The 24,565-nt window shown below is 71.7% G+C and carries 27 protein-coding genes and 1 riboswitch; of the genes, 10 read left to right on the top strand and 17 right to left on the bottom strand.

Annotation, left to right across the window (positions count from 1 at the left end; translation table 11 throughout):
* A complete protein-coding gene (locus tag ACFC06_RS04490) occupies window positions 1-567 on the bottom strand; it encodes a nucleoside deaminase (RefSeq protein ID WP_375927802.1) in 567 nt (188 codons plus the stop codon).
* 92 nt (window positions 568-659) lie between these two features.
* Entirely contained in the window at window positions 660-1,268 is a 609-nt protein-coding gene (locus ACFC06_RS04485; RefSeq protein WP_375927800.1) for a TetR/AcrR family transcriptional regulator, read from the bottom strand.
* A 71-nt stretch (window positions 1,269-1,339) separates the two neighbouring features.
* Here ACFC06_RS04485 and ACFC06_RS04480 point away from each other — a divergent pair, with 71 nt between their 5' ends.
* Window positions 1,340-2,101: a 3-hydroxyacyl-CoA dehydrogenase gene (locus ACFC06_RS04480; protein ID WP_375927798.1), complete on the top strand. Its 762-nt coding sequence runs from the start codon at window positions 1,340-1,342 to the stop codon at window positions 2,099-2,101.
* A gap of 69 nt (window positions 2,102-2,170) precedes the next feature.
* Here ACFC06_RS04480 and ACFC06_RS04475 read toward each other — a convergent pair whose 3' ends face one another.
* A complete protein-coding gene (locus tag ACFC06_RS04475) occupies window positions 2,171-3,160 on the bottom strand; it encodes an NAD(P)H-dependent flavin oxidoreductase (RefSeq protein ID WP_375927796.1) in 990 nt (329 codons plus the stop codon).
* A gap of 193 nt (window positions 3,161-3,353) precedes the next feature.
* Between ACFC06_RS04475 and ACFC06_RS04470 the strand changes: the two genes are divergently transcribed.
* Window positions 3,354-4,376 (top strand): Acg family FMN-binding oxidoreductase, encoded by a 1,023-nt coding sequence (locus ACFC06_RS04470; protein ID WP_375927794.1) that lies wholly within the window; start codon window positions 3,354-3,356, stop codon window positions 4,374-4,376.
* 3 nt (window positions 4,377-4,379) lie between these two features.
* Here the strand turns inward: ACFC06_RS04470 and ACFC06_RS04465 are convergent, their stop codons facing one another.
* From ACFC06_RS04465 to ACFC06_RS04450, 4 genes are all read right to left on the bottom strand, one after another.
* Window positions 4,380-6,116: a GAF domain-containing protein gene (locus ACFC06_RS04465; protein ID WP_375927792.1), complete on the bottom strand. Its 1,737-nt coding sequence runs from the start codon at window positions 6,114-6,116 to the stop codon at window positions 4,380-4,382.
* Between the two features lie 40 nt (window positions 6,117-6,156).
* A complete protein-coding gene (locus tag ACFC06_RS04460) occupies window positions 6,157-6,801 on the bottom strand; it encodes a response regulator (protein WP_375927790.1) in 645 nt (214 codons plus the stop codon).
* Window positions 6,802-6,915: 114 nt separating this feature from the next.
* Window positions 6,916-7,923, bottom strand: a complete 1,008-nt coding sequence (locus ACFC06_RS04455; protein WP_375927788.1) for an Acg family FMN-binding oxidoreductase — start codon at window positions 7,921-7,923, stop codon at window positions 6,916-6,918.
* Between the two features lie 84 nt (window positions 7,924-8,007).
* A complete protein-coding gene (locus ACFC06_RS04450) occupies window positions 8,008-8,907 on the bottom strand; it encodes a universal stress protein (protein ID WP_375927786.1) in 900 nt (299 codons plus the stop codon).
* A 214-nt stretch (window positions 8,908-9,121) separates the two neighbouring features.
* Here ACFC06_RS04450 and ACFC06_RS04445 point away from each other — a divergent pair, with 214 nt between their 5' ends.
* Complete coding sequence (locus tag ACFC06_RS04445) at window positions 9,122-10,219, top strand: MBL fold metallo-hydrolase (protein WP_375927784.1); 1,098 nt, start codon at window positions 9,122-9,124, stop codon at window positions 10,217-10,219.
* A 71-nt stretch (window positions 10,220-10,290) separates the two neighbouring features.
* On the opposite strand, the gene ACFC06_RS04440 is transcribed toward ACFC06_RS04445, so the two are convergent.
* Complete coding sequence (locus ACFC06_RS04440; protein WP_375927782.1) at window positions 10,291-11,532, bottom strand: NADH:flavin oxidoreductase/NADH oxidase family protein; 1,242 nt, start codon at window positions 11,530-11,532, stop codon at window positions 10,291-10,293.
* Window positions 11,529-12,380: an SDR family NAD(P)-dependent oxidoreductase gene (locus tag ACFC06_RS04435; RefSeq protein WP_375927780.1), complete on the bottom strand. Its 852-nt coding sequence runs from the start codon at window positions 12,378-12,380 to the stop codon at window positions 11,529-11,531. The genes ACFC06_RS04440 and ACFC06_RS04435 overlap by 4 nt, the downstream gene beginning before the upstream one ends.
* Window positions 12,381-12,459: 79 nt before the next feature.
* Between ACFC06_RS04435 and ACFC06_RS04430 the strand changes: the two genes are divergently transcribed.
* A complete protein-coding gene (locus tag ACFC06_RS04430; protein WP_375927778.1) occupies window positions 12,460-13,077 on the top strand; it encodes a TetR/AcrR family transcriptional regulator in 618 nt (205 codons plus the stop codon).
* A gap of 1 nt (window position 13,078) precedes the next feature.
* Here ACFC06_RS04430 and ACFC06_RS04425 read toward each other — a convergent pair whose 3' ends face one another.
* The 4 genes from ACFC06_RS04425 to ACFC06_RS04410 form a co-directional block, all read right to left on the bottom strand.
* Window positions 13,079-13,894 carry an ABC transporter ATP-binding protein gene (locus tag ACFC06_RS04425; protein WP_375927776.1) on the bottom strand — a complete coding sequence of 272 codons (816 nt, stop codon included), beginning with the start codon at window positions 13,892-13,894 and terminating at the stop codon, window positions 13,079-13,081.
* On the bottom strand, window positions 13,887-14,711 hold the full coding sequence (locus ACFC06_RS04420) for an ABC transporter permease (protein ID WP_375927774.1): 825 nt from the start codon (window positions 14,709-14,711) through the stop codon (window positions 13,887-13,889). Before ACFC06_RS04420 ends, ACFC06_RS04425 begins: the two co-directional genes overlap by 8 nt.
* Window positions 14,689-15,711 carry an ABC transporter substrate-binding protein gene (locus ACFC06_RS04415; protein ID WP_375927772.1) on the bottom strand — a complete coding sequence of 341 codons (1,023 nt, stop codon included), beginning with the start codon at window positions 15,709-15,711 and terminating at the stop codon, window positions 14,689-14,691. The genes ACFC06_RS04420 and ACFC06_RS04415 overlap by 23 nt, the downstream gene beginning before the upstream one ends.
* Entirely contained in the window at window positions 15,708-16,415 is a 708-nt protein-coding gene (locus tag ACFC06_RS04410; RefSeq protein ID WP_375927770.1) for a TenA family protein, read from the bottom strand. Before ACFC06_RS04410 ends, ACFC06_RS04415 begins: the two co-directional genes overlap by 4 nt.
* Window positions 16,406-16,501, bottom strand: a riboswitch (TPP riboswitch). (Overlaps the previous gene by 10 nt.)
* Window positions 16,502-16,654: 153 nt before the next feature.
* Between ACFC06_RS04410 and ACFC06_RS04405 the strand changes: the two genes are divergently transcribed.
* Together ACFC06_RS04405 and ACFC06_RS04400 are read left to right on the top strand one after the other, a co-directional pair.
* Window positions 16,655-18,766: an SGNH hydrolase domain-containing protein gene (locus ACFC06_RS04405; RefSeq protein ID WP_375927768.1), complete on the top strand. Its 2,112-nt coding sequence runs from the start codon at window positions 16,655-16,657 to the stop codon at window positions 18,764-18,766.
* An 86-nt stretch (window positions 18,767-18,852) separates the two neighbouring features.
* Entirely contained in the window at window positions 18,853-19,752 is a 900-nt protein-coding gene (locus ACFC06_RS04400) for an alpha/beta hydrolase family protein (RefSeq protein ID WP_375927766.1), read from the top strand.
* Here ACFC06_RS04400 and ACFC06_RS04395 read toward each other — a convergent pair.
* Window positions 19,734-19,964: a TetR family transcriptional regulator C-terminal domain-containing protein gene (locus ACFC06_RS04395; protein WP_375927764.1), complete on the bottom strand. Its 231-nt coding sequence runs from the start codon at window positions 19,962-19,964 to the stop codon at window positions 19,734-19,736. The two genes, ACFC06_RS04400 and ACFC06_RS04395, sit on opposite strands and share 19 nt — an antisense overlap.
* On the opposite strand from ACFC06_RS04395, the gene ACFC06_RS04390 reads away from it, so the two are divergent.
* From ACFC06_RS04390 to ACFC06_RS04375, 4 genes are all read left to right on the top strand, one after another.
* Window positions 19,939-20,706: an MFS transporter gene (locus tag ACFC06_RS04390; protein ID WP_375927762.1), complete on the top strand. Its 768-nt coding sequence runs from the start codon at window positions 19,939-19,941 to the stop codon at window positions 20,704-20,706. The two genes, ACFC06_RS04395 and ACFC06_RS04390, sit on opposite strands and share 26 nt — an antisense overlap.
* Window positions 20,703-21,362, top strand: a complete 660-nt coding sequence (locus ACFC06_RS04385) for a PAS and ANTAR domain-containing protein (RefSeq protein ID WP_375927760.1) — start codon at window positions 20,703-20,705, stop codon at window positions 21,360-21,362. Before ACFC06_RS04390 ends, ACFC06_RS04385 begins: the two co-directional genes overlap by 4 nt.
* Before the next feature lie 491 nt (window positions 21,363-21,853).
* Window positions 21,854-22,030, top strand: coding sequence for a hypothetical protein (locus ACFC06_RS04380; RefSeq protein WP_375927758.1), 177 nt, complete (start codon window positions 21,854-21,856; stop codon window positions 22,028-22,030).
* 127 nt (window positions 22,031-22,157) lie between these two features.
* The gene (locus ACFC06_RS04375) at window positions 22,158-22,568 is read left to right on the top strand and encodes an STAS domain-containing protein (protein WP_375927756.1); all 411 of its coding nucleotides are present in this window, start codon (window positions 22,158-22,160) and stop codon (window positions 22,566-22,568) included.
* Here ACFC06_RS04375 and ACFC06_RS04370 read toward each other — a convergent pair.
* From ACFC06_RS04370 to ACFC06_RS04360, 3 genes are read right to left on the bottom strand one after another with little or no spacing between them, the layout of a single operon-like run.
* Window positions 22,529-23,554 (bottom strand): iron-containing redox enzyme family protein, encoded by a 1,026-nt coding sequence (locus ACFC06_RS04370; protein WP_375927754.1) that lies wholly within the window; start codon window positions 23,552-23,554, stop codon window positions 22,529-22,531. The genes ACFC06_RS04375 and ACFC06_RS04370 overlap by 40 nt on opposite strands.
* Window positions 23,551-23,742, bottom strand: coding sequence for a CDGSH iron-sulfur domain-containing protein (locus ACFC06_RS04365; RefSeq protein ID WP_375927752.1), 192 nt, complete (start codon window positions 23,740-23,742; stop codon window positions 23,551-23,553). The genes ACFC06_RS04370 and ACFC06_RS04365 overlap by 4 nt, the downstream gene beginning before the upstream one ends.
* Before the next feature lie 10 nt (window positions 23,743-23,752).
* Entirely contained in the window at window positions 23,753-24,427 is a 675-nt protein-coding gene (locus tag ACFC06_RS04360) for a HemK2/MTQ2 family protein methyltransferase (RefSeq protein WP_375927750.1), read from the bottom strand.
* Between the last annotated feature and the right edge of the window lie 138 nt (window positions 24,428-24,565).

Below are 24,565 nucleotides of genomic sequence, written 5' to 3'. Positions count from 1 at the left end.
TCAGTACGGGTGCTTGTCCGGTTTCTCGGCCCAGCTCTTGTACGCCTCGGCGCCCAGGTCCCGGCGGAACTGCTCGATCCGCACCCGCCGCTCGGCGAAGGGTTTCGTGAAGTCCTCGTACTGGTAGGCGTCGTCGAAGCCGATAGCGCTGGTGTCCTCGAGGTCGCTGGCGAAATGCACGGCGTCCAGGCGCGCCCAGTAGATCGCGCTCATACACATGGGACAGGGCGCGCCACTGACGTAGATCTCCATTCCCATCAGCATGCGCGCGCGTTCGGGGACGCTGTCGGCCGAACCCGGCGGCCGCGGGACCAATTCCAGGGTCGACTCGTTCTGGTGTTCTCTGGCGATGGAGGGCGACCATTCGTTGAGCACGCGCGCCGCCGATCGGATGGTCTCTATCTCGGCGTGCGCGGTGATGTCCCCGGTGAGCAGCACGCGATTCTGGCCGCGGGCGACGATCTCGCCGTCTTTCGCGATCACCGCGCCGAACGGGCCGCCCCAATCGTTCTCGACGGATTCCCTGGCCAGCCGGCAGGCTTCTTCCATCAATTCGTCCGGTGTCATCGGCTGCACCTCACCAAGTGATCGTCACCGAAATGCAAGGGGGCTGAACATCGAGCGTATCCCGGTGATCCGAGCCCACGCAACGCTCGCCGTCAGACCTCCCGGTCAGCCCCGGGGGTGTGGACATCGAGCCAGCGCAGCATGCGGTCGACCGCGTCGGCGGCATCACCGGACGCGCCCGATTCTGCCCATTCGGTGAGCGCGGCGAAGGTGGCCGCCTGATAGGCGGTGGCCAGGGCACGGCAGATGGCGGCGGGGGCGCCGGGCAGGCGGCGTGCGAGATACGCGGTGAGCGTGTCGATCCAGGGTTGATAGATCGCGGGGGCGGTGGCGGCGAGGGCGGGTTCGGCCGAGATCAGGCGCAGCCAGTCCGGAGCCAGTTCGTGGATCTGGGGATCGCGCGAGACCGACTCGACGATCGCGGCACGGACGACGACGGCCACGGGGTCGTCGTCGCCGGCGCGGGTGAGGACCTCGCGCAGCCGGTCGGTCGCGGGGGCCACGCCGAGCCAGGCGATCTCGGCGCGGGAAGGGAAGTGGCGCAACAGCGTCCGGGTGCTGATGCCGGTCGCCTCGGCCAGGTCGTTCCAGTTCGTGGCGGCGAAGCCGCGCGCGGTCCACAGACGCAGCGCGTCGGCGGCCACCGCGCGGGTGTTCAGCACGGAGGGGCGGCCGGGGCGGCGGCGATCGGGCCGGGTCACGCCGAAAGCCAAACAGTTTTGGCGAAGTGTGTCAATATTGCGGCGGAGCAGACCCTCAGAGGAGATAGAGCATGGAATTCGTCAACGCGTCCGCCGTGGTCACCGGTGGTGCGTCGGGCCTCGGCCTGGCCACCGTGCGGGAACTGCACGCCCAGGGCGCGAAGGTCGTCATCGTCGACCTCGCCTCGTCCAACGGCGCGGCCATCGCGAAGGAACTCGGCGACGGCGTGGTCTTCGCGCCCGCGGACGTGACCGACGAGACGGCGGTGTCGGCGGCACTGGACGCGGCCGAAGCGCTGGCACCGCTGCGGATCACGGTGAACTGCGCCGGGATCGGCAATGCGATCAAGACGGTCGGCAAGAAGGGGGCGTTCCCGCTGGCCGACTTCACCAAGGTCGTCAACGTCAACCTGTTCGGCACGTTCAATGTGATCCGGCTGGCCGCCGAGCGGATGGCGGCCACCGAGCCGGTGGGCGAGGAGCGCGGCGTCATCGTCAACACCGCCTCCGTCGCCGCCTTCGACGGGCAGATCGGCCAGGCGGCCTACTCCGCGTCCAAGGGTGGCATCGTCGGCATGACCCTGCCGATCGCCCGCGACCTGGCAAGCTTCAAGATCCGGGTGGTCACCATCGCGCCCGGCCTGTTCCGCACGCCGCTGTTCGAGACCCTGCCCGAGGAGGCGCTGCAGTCGCTCGGCGCGCAGGTGCCGCATCCGTCGCGGCTGGGTCAGCCGACCGAATTCGCCGCGCTGGCCCGCCACATCGTGGAGAACCCGATGCTCAACGGCGAGACCATCCGCCTCGACGGCGCCATCCGCATGGCGCCCCGCTGAGCCTGCCGAAACGCCGAGACCGGCCCGAAGCGAGTGCTTCGGGCCGGTCTCGTGCCGTCGGGGCCGGTGTCAGCGCACGGGCAGGGCGGCGGGCTGGTCGAGAACCGCGGCGAGGTCGCGGCGGGCCAGGTCGTACTGCTCGGTCAGGGTGGCGACGAGTTCGGCGGTGCCGAGGCCCGCGGTGATCGCGCCGATGCCCTGGCCGGCGCCCCAGACATCCTTCCAGGCCTTGGCGTCGGTGCTGGAACCGAAATTCATCTGGGAGGGATCGGATTCCGGCAGGTTGTCGGGGTCCAGGCCCGCGGCGACGATGCTGCCGCGCAGGTAGTTGCCGTGCACGCCGGTGAACAGGTTGCTGTAGACGATGTCGGCGGCGGCGGAGTCCACGATCATCTGCCGGTACCCGTCGACGACATTGGCCTCGGTGGTCGACAGGAAGGCCGAGCCGACGTAGGCGAGGTCTGCGCCCGCGGCCTGGGCGGCCAGGATCGAGCGGCCGTGCGCGATCGCGCCCGAGAGCAGCAGCGGGCCGTCGAACCAGGCGCGGATCTCCTGGACGAGCGCGAAGGGGGACTGGGTGCCCGCGTGCCCGCCCGCGCCCGCGGCGACCGCGATCAGACCGTCGGCGCCCTTCTCGATCGCCTTGCGCGCGAAGCGGTCGTTGATCACGTCGTGCAGGACGATGCCGCCGTAGGAGTGCACCGCCTCGTTGATCTCCTCGCGCGCGCCCAGGGAGGTGATCACGATCGGCACCTTGTGCTCCACGATGACCGCCATGTCGGCTTCGAGGCGGTCGTTGGAGCGGTGCACGATCTGGTTCACCGCGAACGGCGCCACGATCGCCTCCGGATGGGCCGCCTGGTAGGCGGCGTTCTCCTCGGTGATGCGGCTGAGCCAGTCGGTGAGCAGGGCGGCCGGGCGCGCGTTGAGCGCCGGGAACGAGCCGACGATGCCGGCCTGGCACTGGGCGATGACGAGCTCGGGACCCGAGGCGATGAACATCGGCGACGCGACGACGGGCAGGGCCAGGCGGCTGGACAGCCAGGTCGGCAGGGCCATGGGGTACCTCCGGGAGGGTCGAGCGGCGCGTGGCCGCGGCAAGGCGATGCTGCCGACCGTATTGCGCCCCGCCGCCCTATGCAACGAGTTGCATAAAAAGGTGTCGACGATCACGGGGCCGGTGACCATCGGCCCGCGATCAGGGGCCCAAGTGCCGTTCGCACCGGGCCCGCCGGGGGAGAAGACTCGGATCATGACCGACAGCAAAGCCACCAGGGCGATCCTGGCACCGGATCTGTCGACGATCAGGGCGGCGCTGGAGCGAGCCAGCCGCGCGCCCTCGATCCACAATTCCCAGCCGTGGCGCTGGGAATTCGACGGAACCCACCTCTACCTCTACCGCGACGACCACCGGCAGCTGACCGCCGCCGACCCGACCGGACGGCAGCTGGTGATCAGCTGCGGTGCCGTGCTGCACCACCTGCGCACCGTGCTGGCCGCCGACGGCTGGCGCACCGACCTCGACCGGCTCCCCGACCCCGGCCGACCCGACCTGCTGGCCCGCTTGGACTTCCGGCCCTGGGCCGATCCGCCCGAGGGCGTGCGCGCCCGCGCGGCGGCGATCGAGCGCAGGCGCACCGATCGTCTCCCGCTGCTGGCCCCCACCGGCTTCGGCGAGGTGTGCCGCGCGGCGCGGATGCTGGCGAGCCCGCACCGGATCGAGCTGGACGTGCTGTCCGGGCAGGCGCGGCCGGTGCTGGCCGAATCCTCGCGCGAAGCCGACGCCAAACGACGCTACGACATGGGCTATCAGGCCGAACTGCGCTGGTGGACCGGACATTCGGCCGACACCGAGGGCGTTCCCGGCACCGCGCTGCTCGCCGCGGACGAGACCGCGCAGGTCCCGATCGCCCGCGCCTTTCCCACCGCGCCGGTGTCCGCGCGCCGCGGCGGTCTCGAGGATCGGGCCGAGCTGGTGGTCTTGAGCTCCGCGGGGGACGGCCCGGCCGACTGGCTGCACGTCGGCGAGGCGCTGTCGGCGGTGCTGCTGGAGTTCACCCGTGCAGGCGCGGCCACCTGCGCCCTCACCCACATCACCGAACTGCCCGGCGCGCGTACCGCACTGGAGACGATGGTCGACGGCCACGGGGTGCCGCAGGTGCTGATCCGGGTCGGTGCCGCCCCGGCCGGTGACGTGCCCGGCCCGCCGACCGCGCGCAGGCCCGTCGACGAGATCCTGACCGTCCGCCCGGACACGGCCGCGGCCGTGGGCTGACGGTCAGGCCAGCGGGGCCGACCAGCGCAGGGTCGTGCCGCCCTGCTCCCGCGGCCCGACATGGAATGTGCCACCCACCTCGGCGGCACGGGCCGCGAGATTGGCCAGCCCCCGGCGGTGCGTGGTCTCGGCGGGGATGCCGATCCCGTCGTCGGAGACCTCGATCGTGACGTCGTCGCGCACCGTCAGTTCCACCGCGACGGTGCTCGCCCGCGCGTGATGCACCGCGTTGCTCAGCGCCTCGCGCAGCACGGCCTCCACGTGGTCGGTCAGCGGTGGCTCGAGCACGGTGACCGGGCCCGCCAGGCGCACCGTGGTGCGCACGCCGCTGTCGGCGGTCATCCCGGTGATGATGTCGTGCAGGCGCTTACGGTAGGTCGCCGAGTCGGTGGTGGTGTTGGACTGCAGGTCGAAGATCGAGTGGCGGATGTCGCCGACGATGGCCTGGATGTCGTCGATGGTGTCCTCGAGCCGGTTGCGCACCTCGCCGCTCCTGGCGCGCTGCATGGTCGCGTGCAGGGACAGGCCGACGGCGAACAGGCGCTGGATCACGTGATCGTGCAGCCCGCGCGCGATCCGGTCGCGGTCGGCGAAGACGTCGAGTTCGCGCATCCGGCGCTGGGTGTCGGCCAGTTGCAGGGCCACCGCCGCCTGATCGGCGTAGGTGGTCAGCAGGGCCTGATCGGACTCACCGGGCAGCACGGCACCGGCGGGAAAGACCGAGGTCAGTACGCCGGTGACGATGCCGTGCGCGCGCAGCGGCAGGGTCAGCACCGGTCCGAAGCGGTCGGTCGAGACCAGGATCGGGATGTCGGCCGGGGAATGCGTGGTGACCGCGCGCCCGGAATGGAAGGCCTCGCCGGTGTGCCGGTCGGCCAGGGGGAGCGGGGTGCCGATCAGGCGCTCGGCGTCGGCACCGGCCGCGGCGACCACCACCAGTTCACCGATCTCCTCGGGCGGCACATCCGGGTCCTCGGGCAGCGCGAGAAAAGTACAGGCCGAGCCGGTGAGCGCCTGGCCGCGTTCGGCGACCAGGCGCAGCACCTCGGCGGACGGGCTGCCCGCCAGCAGTTCGGTCGCGACATCGCGGATGGCCTCCAGCCACTGCTGGCGCACCCGCGACTGCTCGTAGAGGCGGGCGTTCTCGATCGCGATCCCCGCCGCCGCGGCCAGCGCCTGCACCACCACCTCGTCGTCCTCGGTGAACTCCTGCCCGCCTGCCTTCTCGGTGAGATACAGGTTGCCGAAGATCTCCTCGCGCACCTGCACCGGCACTCCGAGGAAGGTCCGCATGGGCGGGTGATGGTCGGGAAACCCCACCGACGACGGGTGCCGGGACAGGTCGGTCAGCCGCAGCGGGCGCGGGTCGGCGAAGAACAGCCCGAGCACGCCGTGCCCGCGCGGCAGGTCCCCGATCAGCACCCGGGTGCGGTCGTCGATGCCCTCGTAGACGAATTCGGAGAGCTGGTCGCTGGTCTTGTCGGCGCTGCGCACACCGAGCGCGCCGTAGCGCGCGTCGACGAGTTCGATGGCGGTGTGCACGATGGTGCGCAGGGTGTTGTCCAGGTCCAGGCCCGCGGTCACCACCAGCATGGCCTCCATCAACCGGTCCATCCGGTCACGGACGTCGACGATCTGGGCGATCCGGTCCTGCACCTCGCCGAGCAGCTCGCGCAATCGCAACTGGGACAGGGTGCGGGCGACCGGTGGCAGGCCGCCGACCCCCGGCGCTTCGTCCATACCGGGATTCTCGCACGTCCGGGTGGTGGGCATCGTGAGGTCAGCGCCGCCGCGACGGGTCGAGATCGGCGGCCATCACCGCGGCCTGGGTGCGCCGCTGCACGCCGAGCTTGGTCAGCAGCCGGGACACGTAGTTCTTGACGGTCTTCTCGGCGAGGAACATGCGCGCGGCGATCTGGCGATTGGTCAGGCCCTCGCCGAGCAGGGCCAGCAGGGTGCGTTCCTGATCGGTCAGGGTGGACAGCGGGCCGGTCTTCTCCTCGGCCTCGGCGCGCAGTTTGGCCATCAGCGCGGCCGCGGCGCGATTGTCCAGCAGCGACTTGCCCGCGCCGACCTCGCGCACGGCGTCGATGAGCTCGAGGCTCCGGATGTCCTTGACCACATAGCCGCTCGCCCCGGCGAGGATGGCGTCGAGCATGGCCTGCTCGTCGGTGAACGAGGTGAGGATCAGGCAGCGCAGCGTGGGTTCGGCCGAGAGCAGTTCACGGCACAGTTCGATCCCGCTGCCGTCGGGTAGCCGCACGTCGAGCACCGCCACCTCGGGACGCAGGGCGGGGATGCGGGCCAGGGCCTGCGCGCAGGTGCCCGCCTCGCCGATCACCTCGAGGTCGGGCTCGAGCGCGATCAGATCGGCGACGCCGCGCCGGACGATCTCGTGGTCGTCGACCAGGAATACCGTGGTCATCGCGAGTCCTCCTCGGAGTTCGGCGCCGGTGTCTCCATTGTCCGCCGCGGGCGGCCGGTGGGCGTCCTCGGTACGAGTCTGGTCGCCGGTACCCGTGACGGGGAGGGGCGAAGGTCACCCGGAGACGGGACCAGTGGCCCCCGACGGGCGTTCGCGCAGGACATCGGTGAGCGGGCGGCGCGGGGTGGGAGCCGGCCTGGCCGGATCGGGGGCGGAGCCGACCCGCACCACGACCTGCGGGACGCCGGGGTGCCCGATCATGCTGCCGAGCAGGCGGCGCGCGGCGACCAGTTCGGTGACGTGGGTCAGCGGACAGGTGGCCAGCCCGTCCGCGGTGCAGGCGAGCAGCATCGCGGACAGGGCCTCCCCGGTGCGTAACCAGCTCATCGGGGATTCGTCGGTCGCGGTGAGCACCGTGAGCCGGGCGCGGTCGTGCAGCTCGCCGCGCCGCGCCGAGGGGCCTGCGGCGGGGAAGTCCCTGGCCACCCCGACACGGGCGCGTTCGGAGTCGGAGACCACCGCGGTGGGCGGGATGCCTTCCCTGGCCCCGGGATGGCCGGTCCACCAGCCGATCTCGGCCTGGTACTGCGGATCGTAGGCGCGCAGCGAGGCGGTCTGCTCGGAGGCGAGGGCCAGGCGCGGGCGGGCGTCCTCGGGCAGGACGTCGAGAGTCAGCCCATGCGGGGTGACGACCTCGTCGAGCGCGCGGCGGACCGAGGCCCAGCCGGCGGGTTCGGTCATCGGGAGCCGGTCGGTGTAGCGGTGGGCGATCGCCTCGGCGCGGCGGAACAGTTCCACCGGTGGATCCGGCCACGGCCGGAAGGTGAGGGTGGCCAGCAGATCCGGCCGGGCGGGGTCGGGCAGGCGGTCGGCCTCGGCGTGCACGCAGTGCGCCGCGAAGGCCGTGCGCACGTGGTCGAGCACCGCGCCGCAGCTGATCACCGCCTGGCGTCCGTGCGGATCGGCCGCCCCCAGCAGCCGGTCGGGGTCGCGCAGCAGCTGCAACCGGTCACCGTCGAGGACCCACCGCCACGGCTGGGTGTTGTGTACCGACGGTGCCCGGCAGCCGAGCTCGACGGCCGCGCGGATCGTGGACAGCCCGGGAACCGGATCCTCGCTCATACCAGTCAGTGTGCTCCTCCGATCGGGTGTGCCGAGACGGTCTTCGCGCCCTTGTTCCGGGGACCGAGTGCCCTGGCGGCGAGGTCAGCCGGGATGCACGACCATGACCGGGCAGTCGGCGTGCTGGACGAGCCAGTTGCTGGTGGACCCGAGCAGCAGCCCGCGGAATCCGCCGCGGCCGCGACTGCCGACGACGAGCAGCTGCGCCGTGCGCGACCAGTGCGCCAGCCGTTCCCTGGGCCCGAACACCTCGACCTCGCGTCGCACCGGCACGTCCGGGAACTGCTCGGTCCACCCGGCGAGCCGTTCGGCCAGCAGTGCCTCCTCGGCGACGGCCAGGTCCGCGATCGGCAGTTCGAGATAGCCGGTTCCGGCGAACTGCCCGCGCGACAGATCGCTCCACGCGTGCACGGCCACCAGCTCGGCCCCGCGCTGGGCGGCCTCGGCGAACGCGGCGCCGATGGCGGGCTCGCCGACATCGCTGCCGTCGACACCCACCACCACGGGCCCGTCGCGTCCGGGATCGGGCCCGCGCACGATGACCACGGTGCCGTGCGCGTGCGCGGTCACCGCGAGCAGCGTCGAACCGAGGTGGGCGAGTGTGCCCGCCGAGTCGCGCACGCCGAGGACCACCAGGTGCGCGTGCGCGGAGGCGGTGACGAGGGTGCGGGCGGGGTGCCCGGCGGCGAGTTCGGTGGTGACCGTCAGGCCCGGTGCGGCGGCGAGCGCGTCGTCGCGGGCGGTGGCCAGGATGCGCTCGGCGGCCAGGTGGATGTCCTGCATGGTGGCGTAGATGAAGGCGTCGTAGGCGCTGCGCGGGGTCCGGTCGGCGATCGGATCGGTGCAGTGCACGAGGTGCAGGGCGCGGTCGCGGTCCGCGGCGACACGGGCGGCCCACCGCACGGCCGTGGTCGATCCGTCCGAGCCGTCGATCCCGACGACGATCGCGTCCGCACCGTGCGGACTGTCACTGTGCTGTGTCATGTCCGTTCCCCTCGGTCGGTGACGGTGTGCCTCCACCGTGCCACGCGGCACCGGCCGGGCGCGACGGTCACGGTTCGCCGCGGTCTCGTCGGCCTCCGGAATTCGCACTCTACGACCGGTGGCCCGGCGATTCCGGCACCCGGACGCCGGTCGCGTGTCCCCGGGGAATCCGGAATTCCCTGTCGGACGGCCGGGTCCGTGGTCTAGTACCGGTATGTGCGGTGCGGCGCGGCGGCTGGTGAGCAGGCGGGGGATGCTGGGCGGAATGCTCGGCGGCGGCGCCCTGGTGGCGCTGGGCGCGGCCACGGCGTCGGGAGCCCCCGCCGACGCTCGCACGATCGCCGCCCGGCAGCGTTTCTTCGGCACCGACACCGTGGACGCGGGCACCGGCGAGGTGCGCCCGGACCGGGTGGTGCTGTCGTGGGTGGGGTGCGCGACCTACGCGGTGGCGTTCGCGGGCACGGTGCTGCTGCTCGACGCGTGGGTGCCCCGATTGAGCAGTGCGGGGTATGTGCCCGCTACCGCGCAGGATCTGGCGGATCTGCGGCCCGCCGCGATCCTGATCGGGCACGGGCACTTCGACCACGCCGGTGACGCGGGCCGGATCGCGCAGGCGAGCGGCGCGGTGGTGCACGGGACGGCCGAGCACTGCGCGACCATCCGCGCCCAGGTCCCGGACCCGGGGTTCGGCACGGTGGCGCTCGGTGACGCGGCCACCGCGCCGGGCAGCGTCCACGAGTTCCGCGTCGGCGACATCGCGGTGACCGCGGTCCGGCACCTGCATTCGGGCCCGACCGCGCCCGACCCCGTGCAGGGCTCGGCACCGTTCTTCCCGGTGCCGGACCTGTGCGCCATCGCCCAGCACCCACCCACCCTCGACGATCTGCGCGTCGGGCTGCCACGACTGCGCGACGAGGAAGGCGGCTGCCTGCTGTACCAGCTGCGCACCCCCGGATTCTCGCTGGTCTGGCACGATTCGGCCGGACCGCTCCTCGAGAAGGCACCCCAGGTGTTCGACGTCTTCGCCGGCCTCGCGCCCACCGATCTCCAGATCGGCGCCATCCAGGGTTTCAACCAGCTCACCAACGGCCTGCGCGACCCCCGCACCTACATCGAGGCCCTGCGCCCCCGGCTGTTCGTCCCGGCCCACCACGACAACTGGCTCCCCGGCTTCACCGCCCCCGCCGCCACCTACACCGCCACCCTCCACGCCGAACTCGACCGCATCCCCGCCGAGCACCGCCCGGAACTACGTTCCCTGCTCGACCCGACGGACTACATCGCTCCCGCCCGACTGACTTTCCAGATCTGAGCACCCCGACGACGGGGCTTCGACACTGCCGGTCGACGGCGCTCGCCTACGTCGCCGCCGACCGGTGAGTATCAGCCGCGTTTGGGTCGCAGAAGATCGGTGCCGTTGCGGAGGGTCGCCGACACGGCCGTGCGCCACCACGGGCGGCCGATGTCGGGGTCCTTCCCGGCGCCCATCCGGTGCAGTTGATCGGTGTACCACTGCAGGTCGAGCAAGCTCTGGATCGGGCGCAGGCGTGCGAACCGGTCGGCCAGGGGGAGGGTGACGGTGTGGCTGGGGAGGCGGTCGATGGTGTCGTCGAGGACGGCGCGACCCGCGGCGGGGAGCAGGCAGACAGGCCGGCCGATGCCGACGACGTCACAGTCCCCGGCGGCGACCGCCGAGGTCATCGCGCTCGGTGTGCGGAAACCGCCGGTCACCGCGACCGGCACCGTGGCGGCGATCCCGGCGACGGTGCGCGCGTACTCCAGGAAGTACGCCTCGCGCGCGATCGTGGACGCCGCCGCACCCATCATCGCGGGGGATTCGTAGGACCCACCGCTGATCTCGATGAGATCGACCCGCTCGGCGGTGAGCGCGCGCACCACCTCGCGCGACTCGTCCTCGGAGAACCCGCCGCGCTGGAAATCGGCGGAGTTGAGTTTCACAGCGACGGCGAAACCGGGGGAGACGCGCGCGCGGATCGCCCGGACGATCTCGAGCAGGAACCGCCTGCGGCGCACGGGATCTCCGCCCCACTCGTCGGTGCGCCGGTTCGCCGACGGCGACAGGAACTGGGTGATCAGATAGCCGTGCGCGGCATGGATCTGCACACCGTCGAACCCGGCCTCCTCGGCCACCGCGGCAGCCGTGTCGAAACGGGTGATGATGTCGTGGATCTCGGCTCCGGTGAGCTCGCGTGGCGTGCTCGCGCCCGGTACCCCGGCGGCGATCGCGCTGGGCGCCACCGGGCGCACCCGGCCCAGCGGATTCGATTGACGCCCGGGATGATTGAGCTGCATCCAGATCGCGGTACCGGTGCCCGCGCAGGTCCGCGCCCATGCGCGCAGCAGGGCCAGGTCGCGGTCGTCCTCGATCACGACATTGCCGGGCTCGCCGAGATGACGGCGGTCCACCATGACATTGCCGGTGACGACCAGGCCGTATCCGCCTGCCGCCCACTGCCGGTACAGCCGGACCAGGGCCTCGGTGGGCCGGTGGTCGGCGTCGCCGAGGGCTTCGCTCATCGCCGATTTCATCAGCCGGTTGTTCAGGGCGGCGCCGCACGGGAGGTCGACCCGGTCGGCGAGGGTGAGCTGGGTGGTCTCGGTCATCGGGCGCGCACCGCCGCAGTGCCGGGGCGAGCGTGCGCGCCGAGCAGCCGGGTCGCCACCGTGGCGAAGACCCGCTGATACGCGGGGCCGAGCAGCCGGACCAGCCCGTCGAGTGCGACGGCGTCGTAGCCGATGAGCACCCGGGTCCTGCGGGCGCGCACGCCGCGCAGGATGGTGCGAGCGGCGGCCTCGGGGCTGGTCGGGGTGAGTTTCTCGGTGAACAGGGTGCGCAGGGCGCTCATATCGGTGCCGGTGCTCGAGGTGGCGCTCGCGACGATGCCGGTCTTCACACCGCCCGGATGCACGCAGGTGACGGCGACCGGGTGACCGGCGATGCGCATCTCCTGGCTCAAGGCCTCGGTGTAGCCGCGGACCGCGAATTTGGCGGCATTGTAGGAACTCTGGCTCGGCACCCCGAACAGGCCGAAGATGCTGGAGATATTGACCAGGTGCCCGTCACCGGAGGCGATCAGGTGCGGCAGGAACGCTTTCGTGCCGTGCACGACACCCCAGAAGTCGACGTCCATCACCGCCTCGAGATCCGGATAGGGCGTCTCGTCCACGGTGCCGAACTTGGTGATGCCCGCATTGTTGACCACCAGGTTCACCGTCCCGAAGTGGGCCGCCACCTCGTCGGCGTAGGCGTGCACCGCCGCGCGATCGGCGACATCGAGGACCCGCTGGTGCGGGCGGCCGCCACAGAGTTCGGCGGTGCGCGCCAATCCGGTGGCGTCCACATCACTGAGGGCCAGCAAGGCACCGTGCGAGGCGAGTTCGACGGCCAACGCCCGGCCGATGCCAGAGGCGGCGCCGGTGATCACGGCGACTTTGCCGGTGAAGTTCTTCATGCCGAGCCACGGTAGTTACCAGTCGACCGCATTACAAGTCATATGACTGATAAATGTGGATTGCCGGTAGCATCGCGGGGTGTCCAAACAGTCGCGTACCCAGCCCGAACGCCGTGCGGCCACCGTCGAAGCCCTGCTGCGGGCGACCATCCAGGTGCTCACCGAGGGCGGGTACGCCGCACTGTCCACCCGCCGGGTCGCCGAGCGGGCGGGGGTGAGTCAGGGCGCGCAGCAGCACTATTTCCCGACGAAGAACGCCCTGGTCTTCGCCGCGCTCCAGCGGATGGTCGAGGAACTCGCGGCCGACGCGCGGGCCACTCCGCTGCGCGCCGCGGACGAACGCGACCGGGCCGAGGAACTGCTCGACCGGCTCTGGGACCTGCACACGCTGCCCGTCTGCCCCGCGGTCCTGGAACTGCTCAATGCCGCTCGCACCGACCCGGACCTGGCCGAACTGGTGGTCCCGGTGACCCGAGCGGGCCTGCTGGCCATCCACGAGGTCGCCGCGGCCGCGCTGCCGACCTACGCGCGCTCGCCCGGTTTCCCCGATTTCGTCTCGGTCGCCGTCTCGACCGCACGCGGATCCTCCACCCTGGCCGCCATTCCCGGCTTCGACGATCTGCACCCGGCCTGGCCGCGTGTGCGCGCGCTGCTGATGGGTGTTCTCGACACGCTGGAGCCCGCGCCGGTGCGATGACTCAGCGGCGCGGGGCCGCGGGGTGCTGCTGGGCGAGTGCGCGCCGGGATTCCTCGTGCAGGATCTCGAGGAGTTGTTCCTCGAGCGCGACGAATTCCGGGGTGGTGATCAGCGACAGGTCGCGGGGGCGGGGGAGGTCGACGCGCAGTTCGTGGCGGACGGTCGCGGGGCGCGCGGACAGGACGACGACGCGGTCGGACAGGTAGACGGCCTCGCGGATGTCGTGGGTGATCATCAGGACCGTCCAGCGGTAGCGCTGCCACACGTCCTGCAGCCAGGACTGCATCTCGGTGCGGGTCAGCGAGTCCAGGGCGCCGAACGGTTCGTCGAGCAGCAGCGGTTCGCGCTCCTGGACGACGGTGCGCAGCATGGCCGCTCGCTGCCGCATCCCGCCGGAGAGCTGTTCGGGCCGGGCGTCCTCGAATCCGGCCAGGCCGAAGGCGGGGAACAACTCGCGGGCGCGGCGGCGGGCCTCGGCCTTCGGCACGCCCTGCACCCGCAGGCCGAGGACGGTGTTGTCCAGGACCGAACGCCAGGGGAACAGCAGGTCCTTCTGCGGCATGTAGGCGCAGTGCGCGCCGGTGCCGGGACCGTGGAACCGGATGCTGCCGGAATCCGGCGACTCGAGACCGGCCAGCATGTTGAACACCGTGCTCTTGCCGCTGCCACTGGGCCCGATCACCGTGACGAACTCGCCCGCGCGCACGCTGAACGACACCCCGGCCAGCACGTCGAGCCGCTCGCCACGCCTGCCCTCCTGCGGGAACGACTTGGTCAGACGGTCGACGACGATGCGGTCGTCTCCGGCGTCAGTCATGCCTGCTCCTGTTCTGCGCCCGCGACCACGGCGCGACGAGGCGCTCGATCGCGAAGGTCGCCAGGTAGAGCGCGATACTGAGCAACGCCGTCACCAGGACCGCGGCCAGCACCAGGTCGGTGCGGAAGGAATTCTTCTGCAGGCTCATGTAGATGCCGAGACCGACGCTGGCGCCGACGTATTCGGCGAACACCGCGCCCACCACCGCATAGGTGATCCCGATGCGCAACGCGGTGAAGAACCGCGGGATCGCCGAGGGCAGCCGCACATACCGGAACACCTGCACCCGCGAGGCGCCCATGCTCCGCAGCAGCGCGCCCGCCTCGCGATCGGCCGCGGCGAACCCCTCGATCAGCCCGATGGCCATGGGGAAGAAGGTGACCAGCGAGACCACCAGGATCTTCGGCAGCAGCCCGAAACCGAACCAGATGATCATCAGCGGCGCGATCGCGATGATCGGCACCGTCTGCGAGGCCACGAACAACGGCACCAGCGCCCGCCGCAGCCACGGCGAGAAGTCCACGACGATCGCCAGCACCCAGGCCAGCGTCAGCGAGACCGCGAACCCGAGCAGGGTGACCTGCAGGGTGGCGGCCGCGTGCGTGGCGATGTCGTCGCGATGGGCCCAGCCCTGCTCGGCCACGCGCATCGGCGAGGGCAGCACCTGCGGACGGATCCCGCTGCTGGTGACGTAGACCTGCCAGAGCACGACCAGCGCCGCCACCGTGAGCAGCGACGGCAGCGCCCACCGCAGACCCGCCCACGCGGACCGGGGCCGCGGCTTCGCGTGCGGGTCAGGCGGTGCCGAGGTACTCATCGGTGAAGTACGTCGACCAGTCCGGCTCGGTGGTCAGCGGCCTGCCGTCGGGACCGGTGAGCAGCCCGCTGCGGTAGAGGAACCCGGAATTGGCCGCCCACTGCTGCACGGTCTGCGTGCCGACCTTGCCGTCGGCGTCCTTCATGAACTGCTCGGCCAGCATGCGCTGGCTCTCGAAGACCAGTTTCTCGTCGGTGAACGCGCCGGGGTTGGCGTCCAGGAGATCCTGGGCGGCCTGGTCCGGGTTGTCGGCGGCGAACTGGTAGCCGCGCTGCAGTGCCTGCACGAACTTCGCGGCGCGCTCGGGATTCTCAGCCAGCCAGCCCTCGTTGGCGTCGATCACGATGGCGTAGGAATCCGGGAAACCGAAGTCGGTGTAGCGGAAGTACCGCATCGGGGTGCCGTGGTGTTCGGCCTCGATGCCCTCCCACGCCAGGTAGGAGACGGTGAAGTCGGCCTTGCCGGAGTAGACGGCCTCATACGCCGACGATCCCAGCGTCACCGAGGTGAAATCGCCGGTGCCACCGGCATTGCGGATGACCTGCTGCAGCGCCTCCCGCTCGCCCGGGTCACCGAACCCGGCGTAGGTCTTGCCGTCGAGATCCTTCGGGCTCGTCAGGTCGGCGCGGTCGGCGCGCACGCCGATTCCGGTGGCCCAGTGCTGCAGCGGCGCGAGCACCGAACGGACCTGCGCGCCCGAGGCGCGCGCGAAGGTCGACGAATTGTGGGTGCTGATGCCGAACTCCGCGTTCCCGGCGTCGATCACGGTGTCGACGGCGGTGTTGTTGTACGGCAGTACCTCCACGTCCAGGCCCGCGTCGGCGAAATAGCCGCGCTGCAAGGCCACATAGAGGCCGGTGTGGTTGGTGTTCGGTGTCCAGTCCAACGCGAAGCGGATGGTGTCGCCGGACCCGCCGCCCGATCCGCAGGCGGTGAGCACCGAGACGACGGCGACGGAGGCGAGCACGGCCGCGAGCGCGCGGCGCAGACGGGCGCTCATCCGGCGGGCCAGGGCTGCGGGTGCAGGGCGGTGTCCCAGAACAGCAGTTCGTAGCGCACCGCGAGGGTGAAGGCCGTGGCCATCGCCGCCCGCTCGCGCGGACCGGCCGACTCGGCCGCCGCGTCCACCAGCGCGCGGGCGGTGGCCGCGGACTGCTGGAACTCCTCGGCGCCGTAGGTGGTGACCCACTGCGCGTACGGATGCGCGGGATCGGCGGCGATCACCTGCGCGGCGCTCGCGGCCAGCTCCCGGCCCACCTCGGCGTAGATCCAGAAGCAGGGCAGGGCCGCCGCGGCGGCGACGGCGTAGGAGTCGGTCGCGGCGGTGGCGATCAGGAAGGAGACATAGGCCAGGCAGGTCGGCGTGTGCTCCGGTTCGCCCTCGCGCGGCGGCAGCACGCCGCCGGTGAGCAGCTGGTCGTGCATGGCCGATTCGACGGTGGCCGCGGTCGCCGAGGAGTTCGCCCAGAAGGCCGCGGTCTGCGGATCGGGCGACTTGGCCGCCAGCAGGGCCAGCGCCTTGGCGTAGCCGGTGAGGTACAGCGAATCCTGCTCGATGTAGACGCGGAAGGCGTCGAGCGGCAGGGTGCCGTCACCGAGACGGCGCAGGAATTCCAGATCGTCGATCGCGGTGCGCAGCGCTGTCGTCTGCTCCCAGAGCTCGTCGGTGAATCTCTGTGTGGTGGTGGTGTGGGCGCGCAACACCGTGACATCCCTTCGTCAGCATTACCTGAACAGGTTCCCGGGTCTGTTCTCAGCCTTGCGGTCGCAAAGCACCCCGTGTCAGAACTCGACCGACCCTAGCAGCGACCGCCGACAAGCGGGGAATGCCGTTCGGCGGCCGGTCACCGCGGCCGGGCCCGCGGGAATGGCAGTGCGTGCCAGATCACATTCGGTGCCAGGAGGAATGGCCCGGGCCGGCGCGGCGTGATAGGAGATTCGTCATGGCCAGACCCCCGGAGATCGAATCGGTACCCCGCCCGGCGCGGACGCACAGTCCGTCGGCGGACGGCGCCGAGCGCTCGGCGTACCGATTCGATCTGGACGGTCTGCGGGGTCTGGCGATCGCGTTGGTCGTGGTCTTCCACGTGTGGTTCGGGCGCGTGTCCGGCGGGGTCGACGTCTTCCTCGTGCTGTCGGGCTTCTTCTTCACCGGCATGGTGTTGCGCCGGGCGCAGTCCCCGGAACCGGGTTGGGCGACCGGGGTGCTGCGGCGCACGCTGCGCAGGCTCGTCCCGGCCATGGCGGTCGTGCTGGCCGCGGTCGTCGTCGCCACCGTGCTGGTGCTGCCGTACACGCAGTGGTCCACGGTGGCGGCGCAGGTGCTGGCCTCGCTGTTCTACTACCAGAACTGGCAGCTCGCGCTGACCTGGTCGGACTACCTGGCCGCCGATCCGTCGGTGAGCCCGCTGCAACACCTGTGGTCGATGGCGGTGCAGGGGCAGTTCTATCTGGCGATACTGCTCGTGATCGGGGCCGTCGGCTGGGTGTGCGCGCGGCTGTCGCGGCCGCATCGGGTCCGGCTCGTCGTCGGCGCGGTGGTGGTCGCGGGCGCGCTGTGCTCGTTCGTGTTCGCGGCCCACGGCATGACGACCAGGCAGGGCTGGAACTACTACGACACCGCCGCCCGCGGCTGGGAACTGCTGGCGGGGGCCGCGCTCGCGGTGCTGGCGCCGTCGCTGCCGCGGTCGCGGTTCGTGCGGTCGCTCGCGGCGTTCCTCGGTGTCGCCGGTGTGGTGCTGTGCGGGTGGATCGTGCTCGACGCCGCGAACCGGTTCCCCGGTCCGGCCGCGTTGCTGCCGGTGGGCGCGGCGGTGGCGGTCATCCTGTCCGCGTCGGGACTGCCGGTGCGGGACTGGCCCGCGGTCAATCAGCTGCTGGCCCACCCCGCCATGCGATGGCTCGGCGACATCGCCTACCCGCTGTACCTGTGGCACTGGCCGATCCTGATCTTCTTCCTCGCCGAGCGGGGACATCCGCGCGCCGGTCTCGTCGGCGGGGCCGCGGTGATCGGGGTGTCGGTGCTACTGGCCTGGCTCACCCACCGCTGGGTCGAGGAACCGCTGCGACAGCGTGGCGCGGTGCGCCCGGTCGGGGGCGCGCGACCACGCAGGCTGGTCACGGCCGGGGTGGGTGTGCTGCTGGTGGCCACGATCACGGCGGCGGCCGGGTGGCAGTACGCCGTGGTCCGGGTCAACCCGTCGGCCGCGGTCGGCGTGCTCGATCCGCAGCGGTACCCGGGCGCCGAGGCACTGGCCGCGGGCGCGCCCGTCCCCGACGCGCCGATGCGGCCCACGGTCTTCGAGGCACCCGCCGAGCTGCCTCCGCCCACCGTCGACGGGTGCATCGCCGACTGGGACACCCGCGACCTGGTCACCTGCACCTACGGCGACCCCGACGCCGAGCGCACCCTGGCCCTGGTCGGCAGTTCGCACGCCGAGCACTGGCTGCCCGCCCTGCAGGTCCTGGCGACCGAACACAGCTTCCGCATCCAGGTGTATCTGAAGATGGGCTGCCCGCTCACGCTGGCCGAGGACGCCATGTACAAGGGCGAGGCGAACCCGGACTGCCGGGACTGGTCGGCCGAGGTGATCGACCGGCTCGACGCCGACCGCCCCGACTGGGTCTTCACCACCGGCACCCGCCCCCGCGACACCGGCGGTGACGAGACCCCGGGCGATTACCTCGACGTGTGGACGGCCCTGTCGGAGCGCGGCCTCAATGTCATCGCCGTGCGCGATACCCCCTGGTTGCGTCGCGGCACCGTGCGCTACAAGGCGGTCGACTGCCTGGCCGGTGGCGGTGACCGCAGCAGCTGCGGCATGGCCCGCGAGGACGCGCTCGATCCGGTGAACCCCGGACTCGAGCCCGCCTCGGCGTTTCCCAGCGTCTTCCCGATCGACCTGAGCGACGCGGTGTGCGAGCAGACGCGCTGCCTGGTCGAAGAGGGCAACATTCTCATCTACCACGACGAGCACCACCTCACCGCCAGCTATTCGCGCTCGCTGGCGGGACCGCTCGGGCGCGAACTGCAACCGTTGCTCGGCTGGTGGTGAGCCGCGCCACGGTGGGCCGCCGCCTCACCGTCTGAGCGTCACCGGCGCGGTACCGTGCTGCTCAGGGGTGTAAAAGGAGGTTCCCGGTGGCAGCTGGCCGACGACGGTTCCTCGTGGCTGTGAGCGTGGTGGCGGCGGTGCTGGGAGCCCGGGCCGCCGAGCTGTCGGCGCCCGCCGAGCCGGTCGTCAGCGAGGTCGTGGCACACCCGCAGAGCGTCCAGCGCATCGCCTACGGCAACGAACCGGACACCTTCGGCGACCTCTATCTCCCGCCGACCGCCAGCACCCGGTTGCCGGTGGTGGTGCTCGTCCACGGCGGCGGCTGGACCCAGGGCCGCACGCTGGCCCAGTTCGACGCGCACGCCCGGGCCCTGGCCCGCGAGGGGGTCGCGGTGTGGAACGTCGAATACCGGCGCGTGGGTGGGGGCGGTGGCTGGCCGGTGACCCTCACCGATGTCGACGACGCCGTCACCGCGCTGGCCGACACGGTGGCACCGCGCGTGGGCAATCTGCTCGACCTGGGGCGGGTGCACCTGGCCGGGCACTCCGCCGGGGGCCAGCTCGCGGCCTGGGTCGCCGGGCGCTGGTCGGCGCATCCGCCGCGGCATCCGGAGATCCGGATCCGCAGCCTCACCCTGATGGCCGCCGTCCTGGACCTCGACTCCGCGGTCACCGACAACCGCGACGCCTTCGTCCCGAAGTTGCTCGGTGGGACGCCCGGTGAGGTCCCCGACCGTTACCGCGACGCCTCGCCCATCCACCAGCTGCCCGCCGCCGCCATCCGCGTCACCGCCCTGCACGGCGCGAACGACCGCGTCGTCGTCCCCGCACAGAGCATCCGTTTCGTCGAGGCCCTGGCCCGCGCGGGCATCGTCGCCGATCTCCAGATCCTGCGCGGCACCGGTCACGGCGAATTCGCCGACGCCACCTCCGCGGCCTGGAACACCGCCCACCGCAGCATCCTCGCCTACACCGCCGCCGACTGACCCCGGCCCTCGGGCAGCAACTGCAGGATGCCCGCGGCGGCCCGCCGGAACGGCTCCTCGGACTGGGCCCCACGCGCGAGCACATAGGCGCCCTGCCGCACCGCGAGCACGGTCGTGGCCAAGGCGTCGACATCGAGTGCGCTGTCGAGTTCCCCGCGCGCCACCCCCTCGGCGAGAACCTCCCGGATGCTCTCCTGGATCCAGGCGAACATCGTCGAAATCGGCTCCAGCAGAGCGGGATCGGCCACCACCGCGGAATCCTGCACGAGCCGCCCCAACAGGCCCGCGATTCAGGCCGAGACCGGCGGCACCATGGCGGCGCTGCAATGGTTGATCGGTATCTACACGATTCCGCTGGCCGCGTTGCTGCTCAGTGCGGGGGTGCTCGCCGATCGGATCGGTGCGGGCAGGCTGTTCCTGTGGGCACTCGGTGGTTTCACTGTCGCGTCGCTGGCGTGTGCGCTGAGTCCGACGCTGCCGGTTCTGCTGGGGTTCCGGTGCCTGCAAGGTGTTTTCGGTGCGGGGATCCTGCCGACGACCTTGGCGCTGATCACGCGTCTGCATCCCGAACCGGCGCGGCGGGCGCGGGCGATCACGGTGTGGGGTGCGACCGGAGGGATCGCGCTGATCGTGGGGCCGGTGGGTGGAGGTGTGCTGACCGAGGTGCTCGGGTGGCGGTCGATCTTCCTGGTGAACGTGCCGATCGGGTTGGTGGCGTGCGTGGCGGTCGACGGGCCGGACAGGCATGCCGGTGCTGCTCGTGGGCACCGCCATCGTCGGATTCGGTTGCGGGCTCTTCGGTCCCAGTGCGAACGGCGCGGCCATGGCGTCGGCCGATCCGGACTTCGCGGGCTTGGCCTCCGGGGTGCTGAACACCGCGCGTCAGGTGGGGATGGCGGTGGGTGTGGCGGCACGGCTTTTCGGCGCCGGCGATCGGGGATAATCGGCACATGATCGGACCGGACGGCGCGGCGGCGCGGGTGCAGGTGGAGCGGGTGCTCGGTGGGGGAGAATCGCTGGCTGTCGGGCGATTCCGGTATTGGTTCGTCGAGCATCGGTGGGAGTGGTCGGACGAGGTCGCCCAGATGCACGGGTACCCACCCGGGACGGTTCCTACACTCGACATGCTGCTGGCGCACAAACATCCCGACGACCGGGACCGGGTCGCGGCGATGCTCACCTCCATCGACCGCGTCGGCACCTTCTCCAGCCACCATCGCATCATCGACACCCGGGGACAGCAGCGCGATGTGCTGGTGGTGTCCGAACCGATGGTCGACGATTCCGGCGCGGTCGTCGGAACCGCCGGCTACTACATCGACGTCTCCGGCTCCGCCGCCGAATACCGGCGCGAGGCCATCGACACCGCGCTGCCGGATCTCCTGGCGGCCCGCGCCGAGATCGAGCAGGCCAAGGGCGCGTTGATGCTGGTCTACGCGATCACCTCCGACCAGGCCTTCCAGGTGCTGCGCTGGCGCTCCCAGGAGACCAACGTCAAACTGCGCACCATCGCCGAACGGGTGGCCGCGCGGCTGCCGCAGATGGCCGGCGGTGACGCCGCGCTGCGCACCCGCCTCGACCACCTCCTGCTCACCGCCCACGAAGCCTGATCGGCGATGTCCATCAGCACCTGCAGCGGGCCTGATACCGCGGCGAGCAGCGGGGCGGTGCCGTGGTCCATGGCGATCGGCGGCCTCGCCGCTGCCTACTCGTGGGCCGAAGGGTCGGGCAGTCGCGGGTCTGGCCCGGGAACCGGCGGAAACGGTTCGGGCTCCGGGGACGGGGGCGGGACGGGTGGCGGTGACGGGGTGGGCCGCGGCGGGGGAGTGGGTGACGGCGTGGGTGACGGTGACGGATCGGGTGGTGACGGCGGCACCGGGTCACCCGGGGTGGGCGGCACCGGGTCCGGGCCGGGGCCGGGTGGGAACGGGGGCGGTGGAGTGGGTTCGGTGAGGCGGAGTGGAGTCATGCTGTCCTCCTGAGTGGTGGTCGGCGCGGGAATTCCCGCGCATCCGGCCTGCCGGGTCGACACTGTCGTCATGCCCTCTGCCGATGTCGCGAAACAGCTCCGCCGCCGGTGACGGCGAGGTGTGCGCCCGGGATGTCGCCGCCGACGCTGCCGACCGCGATTGAGGGATCGAGTGTGGGGTACGCGCCGGTCATGGAAATCGTGGTGATCGTCGCGCTGGTCGTTGTCGTCGCGGTGGTTCTGCTGGCCCGCAAGCGCACTCCGCGCGGGCCGGACGAACCGGAATCGACCGGCAACGACCCGAAATGAGCCGTCCGCCGCCGAGGCGGTGACAGCGGCAGTGACCCGTGCCAGAATTGGATCAGGTTGAGACCCCAGCCGATCCCGGTCGCTGTGCTGCCACGACCGACCGGAACTTCCTTCTGACGGAGGTTCGATGGCTGTCGTGACCCGTCGTCGGCATGCGAGCCGACTGCGCTGGTATCGAGGATCCACCCAGGCGAGCATGGTGCAGCGGTTGCGCCGGCGGGGCGAACCGGGCTGCTGGGTGATGGTCGCCGGAGCCGAACTCGACGCCGCGCACACCCCCGAGCTGCGCGCCCTGCTCGAACGGTCCCGGCGCTCGGGTGCGCGGATGATGGTGCTCGACCTGCGCGGCACCGATTTCCTCAGCATCCGGGTCGCCGCCTCGCTCGCCGAGGCCAAGCGTGTGGCCGCGCGCCACGACATCGATCTGCGCCTGGTCACCGGCAGGCCGGAGGTGGAGCGGGCGCTGGACCTGGTCGGCGTGCGTCCGCTGTTCCGCTACTACACCTCGATCGAGGCGGCCTCCGCGCCGGCGCGCTGAGCGAGCGGCGCGCGCAGCGAGGTCTCGCCCCGCCTCCAGCGGCCCAGCACGTGCTCGGTGAAACGGTCCTCGAGCAGGTTGGTCACCTGGATCCCGAAGACGATCTCGCGGGCCGCCGCGGGCTCGGCCGCCAGCAGCGCACCGATCACCTCCCGGCGCATCACCTGCTCGTGCACGGCATCGGCCTCGACGTGCTCGGTGTAGAAGCGCGCGCACGCCGGGTGGGGCAGCAGGTCGCGGGCCAGGTCGGCCAGCCGGCGCGACGCCGGGGACGAGGTGATCTCGACCGACGCGAAATGCCCGACCGAGGCGGCCCGCAGCCCCCGGTGCAGCCCCAGCAGCGACATCATGTCGACCAGGGCCAGCATCGGCGCGGGCACGATGTCGAGGTAGTGCAGGTAGCCGGGGTCGAGGTCGGCCCCGGCCAGCAGGTCGGCGAACAGTTGCGCGTGCACCCGCTCGCCGCGGCCGCCGCCGAACTCGTCGAACTCGACCGCGACCAGCGCCGCCTTCGCCTGGCCCCGCAATCGCGGGATCACCCAGGCGTACGGGTCGGCCTCGATGTGGTGATAGATCGAGCGGTGCACGAAGTACTCGCGCAGCAAATCGGCGGTGCCGCGCTCGGCGAGGAATCCGGCGATCCCCGTGCCCTCGGCCGCCGGTTCCAGCAGCGGGGCGAGCTCACCGTCGACATCGTCGCCGCCGTCGACCCCCGCCCGCAGCGCCGCGAGGAACTGCCGTTCCAGCGCGGCGCGCACACCCAGCAGCCCGGGGTCCCACTCCCAGCCGTCGTCGACCGCGGCGAATCCCTGATAGTGCAGTTCGTAGCAGGTGTGCAGGGCGAGCAGCAGATCCTCGCCGAAGGGATCGAGCTCACCGACCGCCGGGACCGGCGAACCCGGTGCGCGGGTGAGCGATTCGACCAGCCGGGCCGAGAGCTCGCCGCGCGGGGCAGGCAGTGCGCGCTGCGGCGCCGCGGCGGTCATCGTGCCTCGTCGGTGCGGGCGCCACGCTGTCTGCGCCGGTGGCTGGTGTCGCACAGCGGGTAGATCGAGGAGCGGCGGCACAGGCACAGGGCGACCCGGAACCGGTCGCAGTGCAGGACCTCGCCGTCGGCGGTCACCAGGTCGACGGGCCCGTCGATCAGGGCGGGACCACCGTCGACGAGCACCACCCGCCGTGGCTCACTGCCGGTCCCCGACGACGGACGACTCTGTGCGGTCAATGCGGATCACCACCAATTCCTCCTCGTCCTGCCCCGGCCGGATATGGCCGCGCTCGGCCAGCCACCGCTCCCGCGACCGCAGGACCGGCCCGAACGGCACCGTGCCCCCGGCGACCACCTGGGCGGCGACACCGCGCCCCCGCAACTGGCACAGACTGCGGTCCGGATCGCTGATCGCCGAGTGCACGATCAGCCCGCACCCGCGGTCGGTGAGCAGATCGGGCAGCGTGTGGCACAGCCGGTCGAGCACGCTGCGACCGTCCGGACCGGCGTCCCAGGCCAGCGCGGGCCCGCGCGCCCGGGATGCGGCGGCGGGCACATAGGGCGGGTTGGCCACCACGAGGTCGAAGCGCGGCAGCCGCAGCGCGGCGCTGAAGTCACCGTGCAGCAGCTCGACGGCGATGCCACGCACCCGGCAGTTCAGCCAGGTCGACAGGAGCGCCGGCCACGACAGGTCGATGGCGGTGAGACTGCCCGCACCGGCCGCCGCGGCGGCGAGCGTGGCCACCCCGGTACCGGCGCAGGCGTCGAGCACCCGGGCGCCGGGAATCCGGGGCAGATCGCGCAGGGCGCGACACAACAGCCAGCTGTCGGCCTGCGGGCGGTACACACCGGGGGCTCGGATCAGACGCATGGCGGTTGTCCTGTCGTCCGGTCGATCGATGGGGTGGTGCTCAGAGCGAATGCCCCGGCTCCGCCGAGGTAATCAGCGCACCCGGTTTCGGTGCGCACGCCGGGGTATTACCCGGGCACAGCGTCGGACCTCGGGTGA

It is taken from the genome of Nocardia sp. NPDC056064, from assembly GCF_042266925.1.
In the GTDB taxonomy this organism is placed as follows: domain Bacteria; phylum Actinomycetota; class Actinomycetes; order Mycobacteriales; family Mycobacteriaceae; genus Nocardia.
This window is presented reverse-complemented; position numbering and strand designations above follow the sequence as displayed.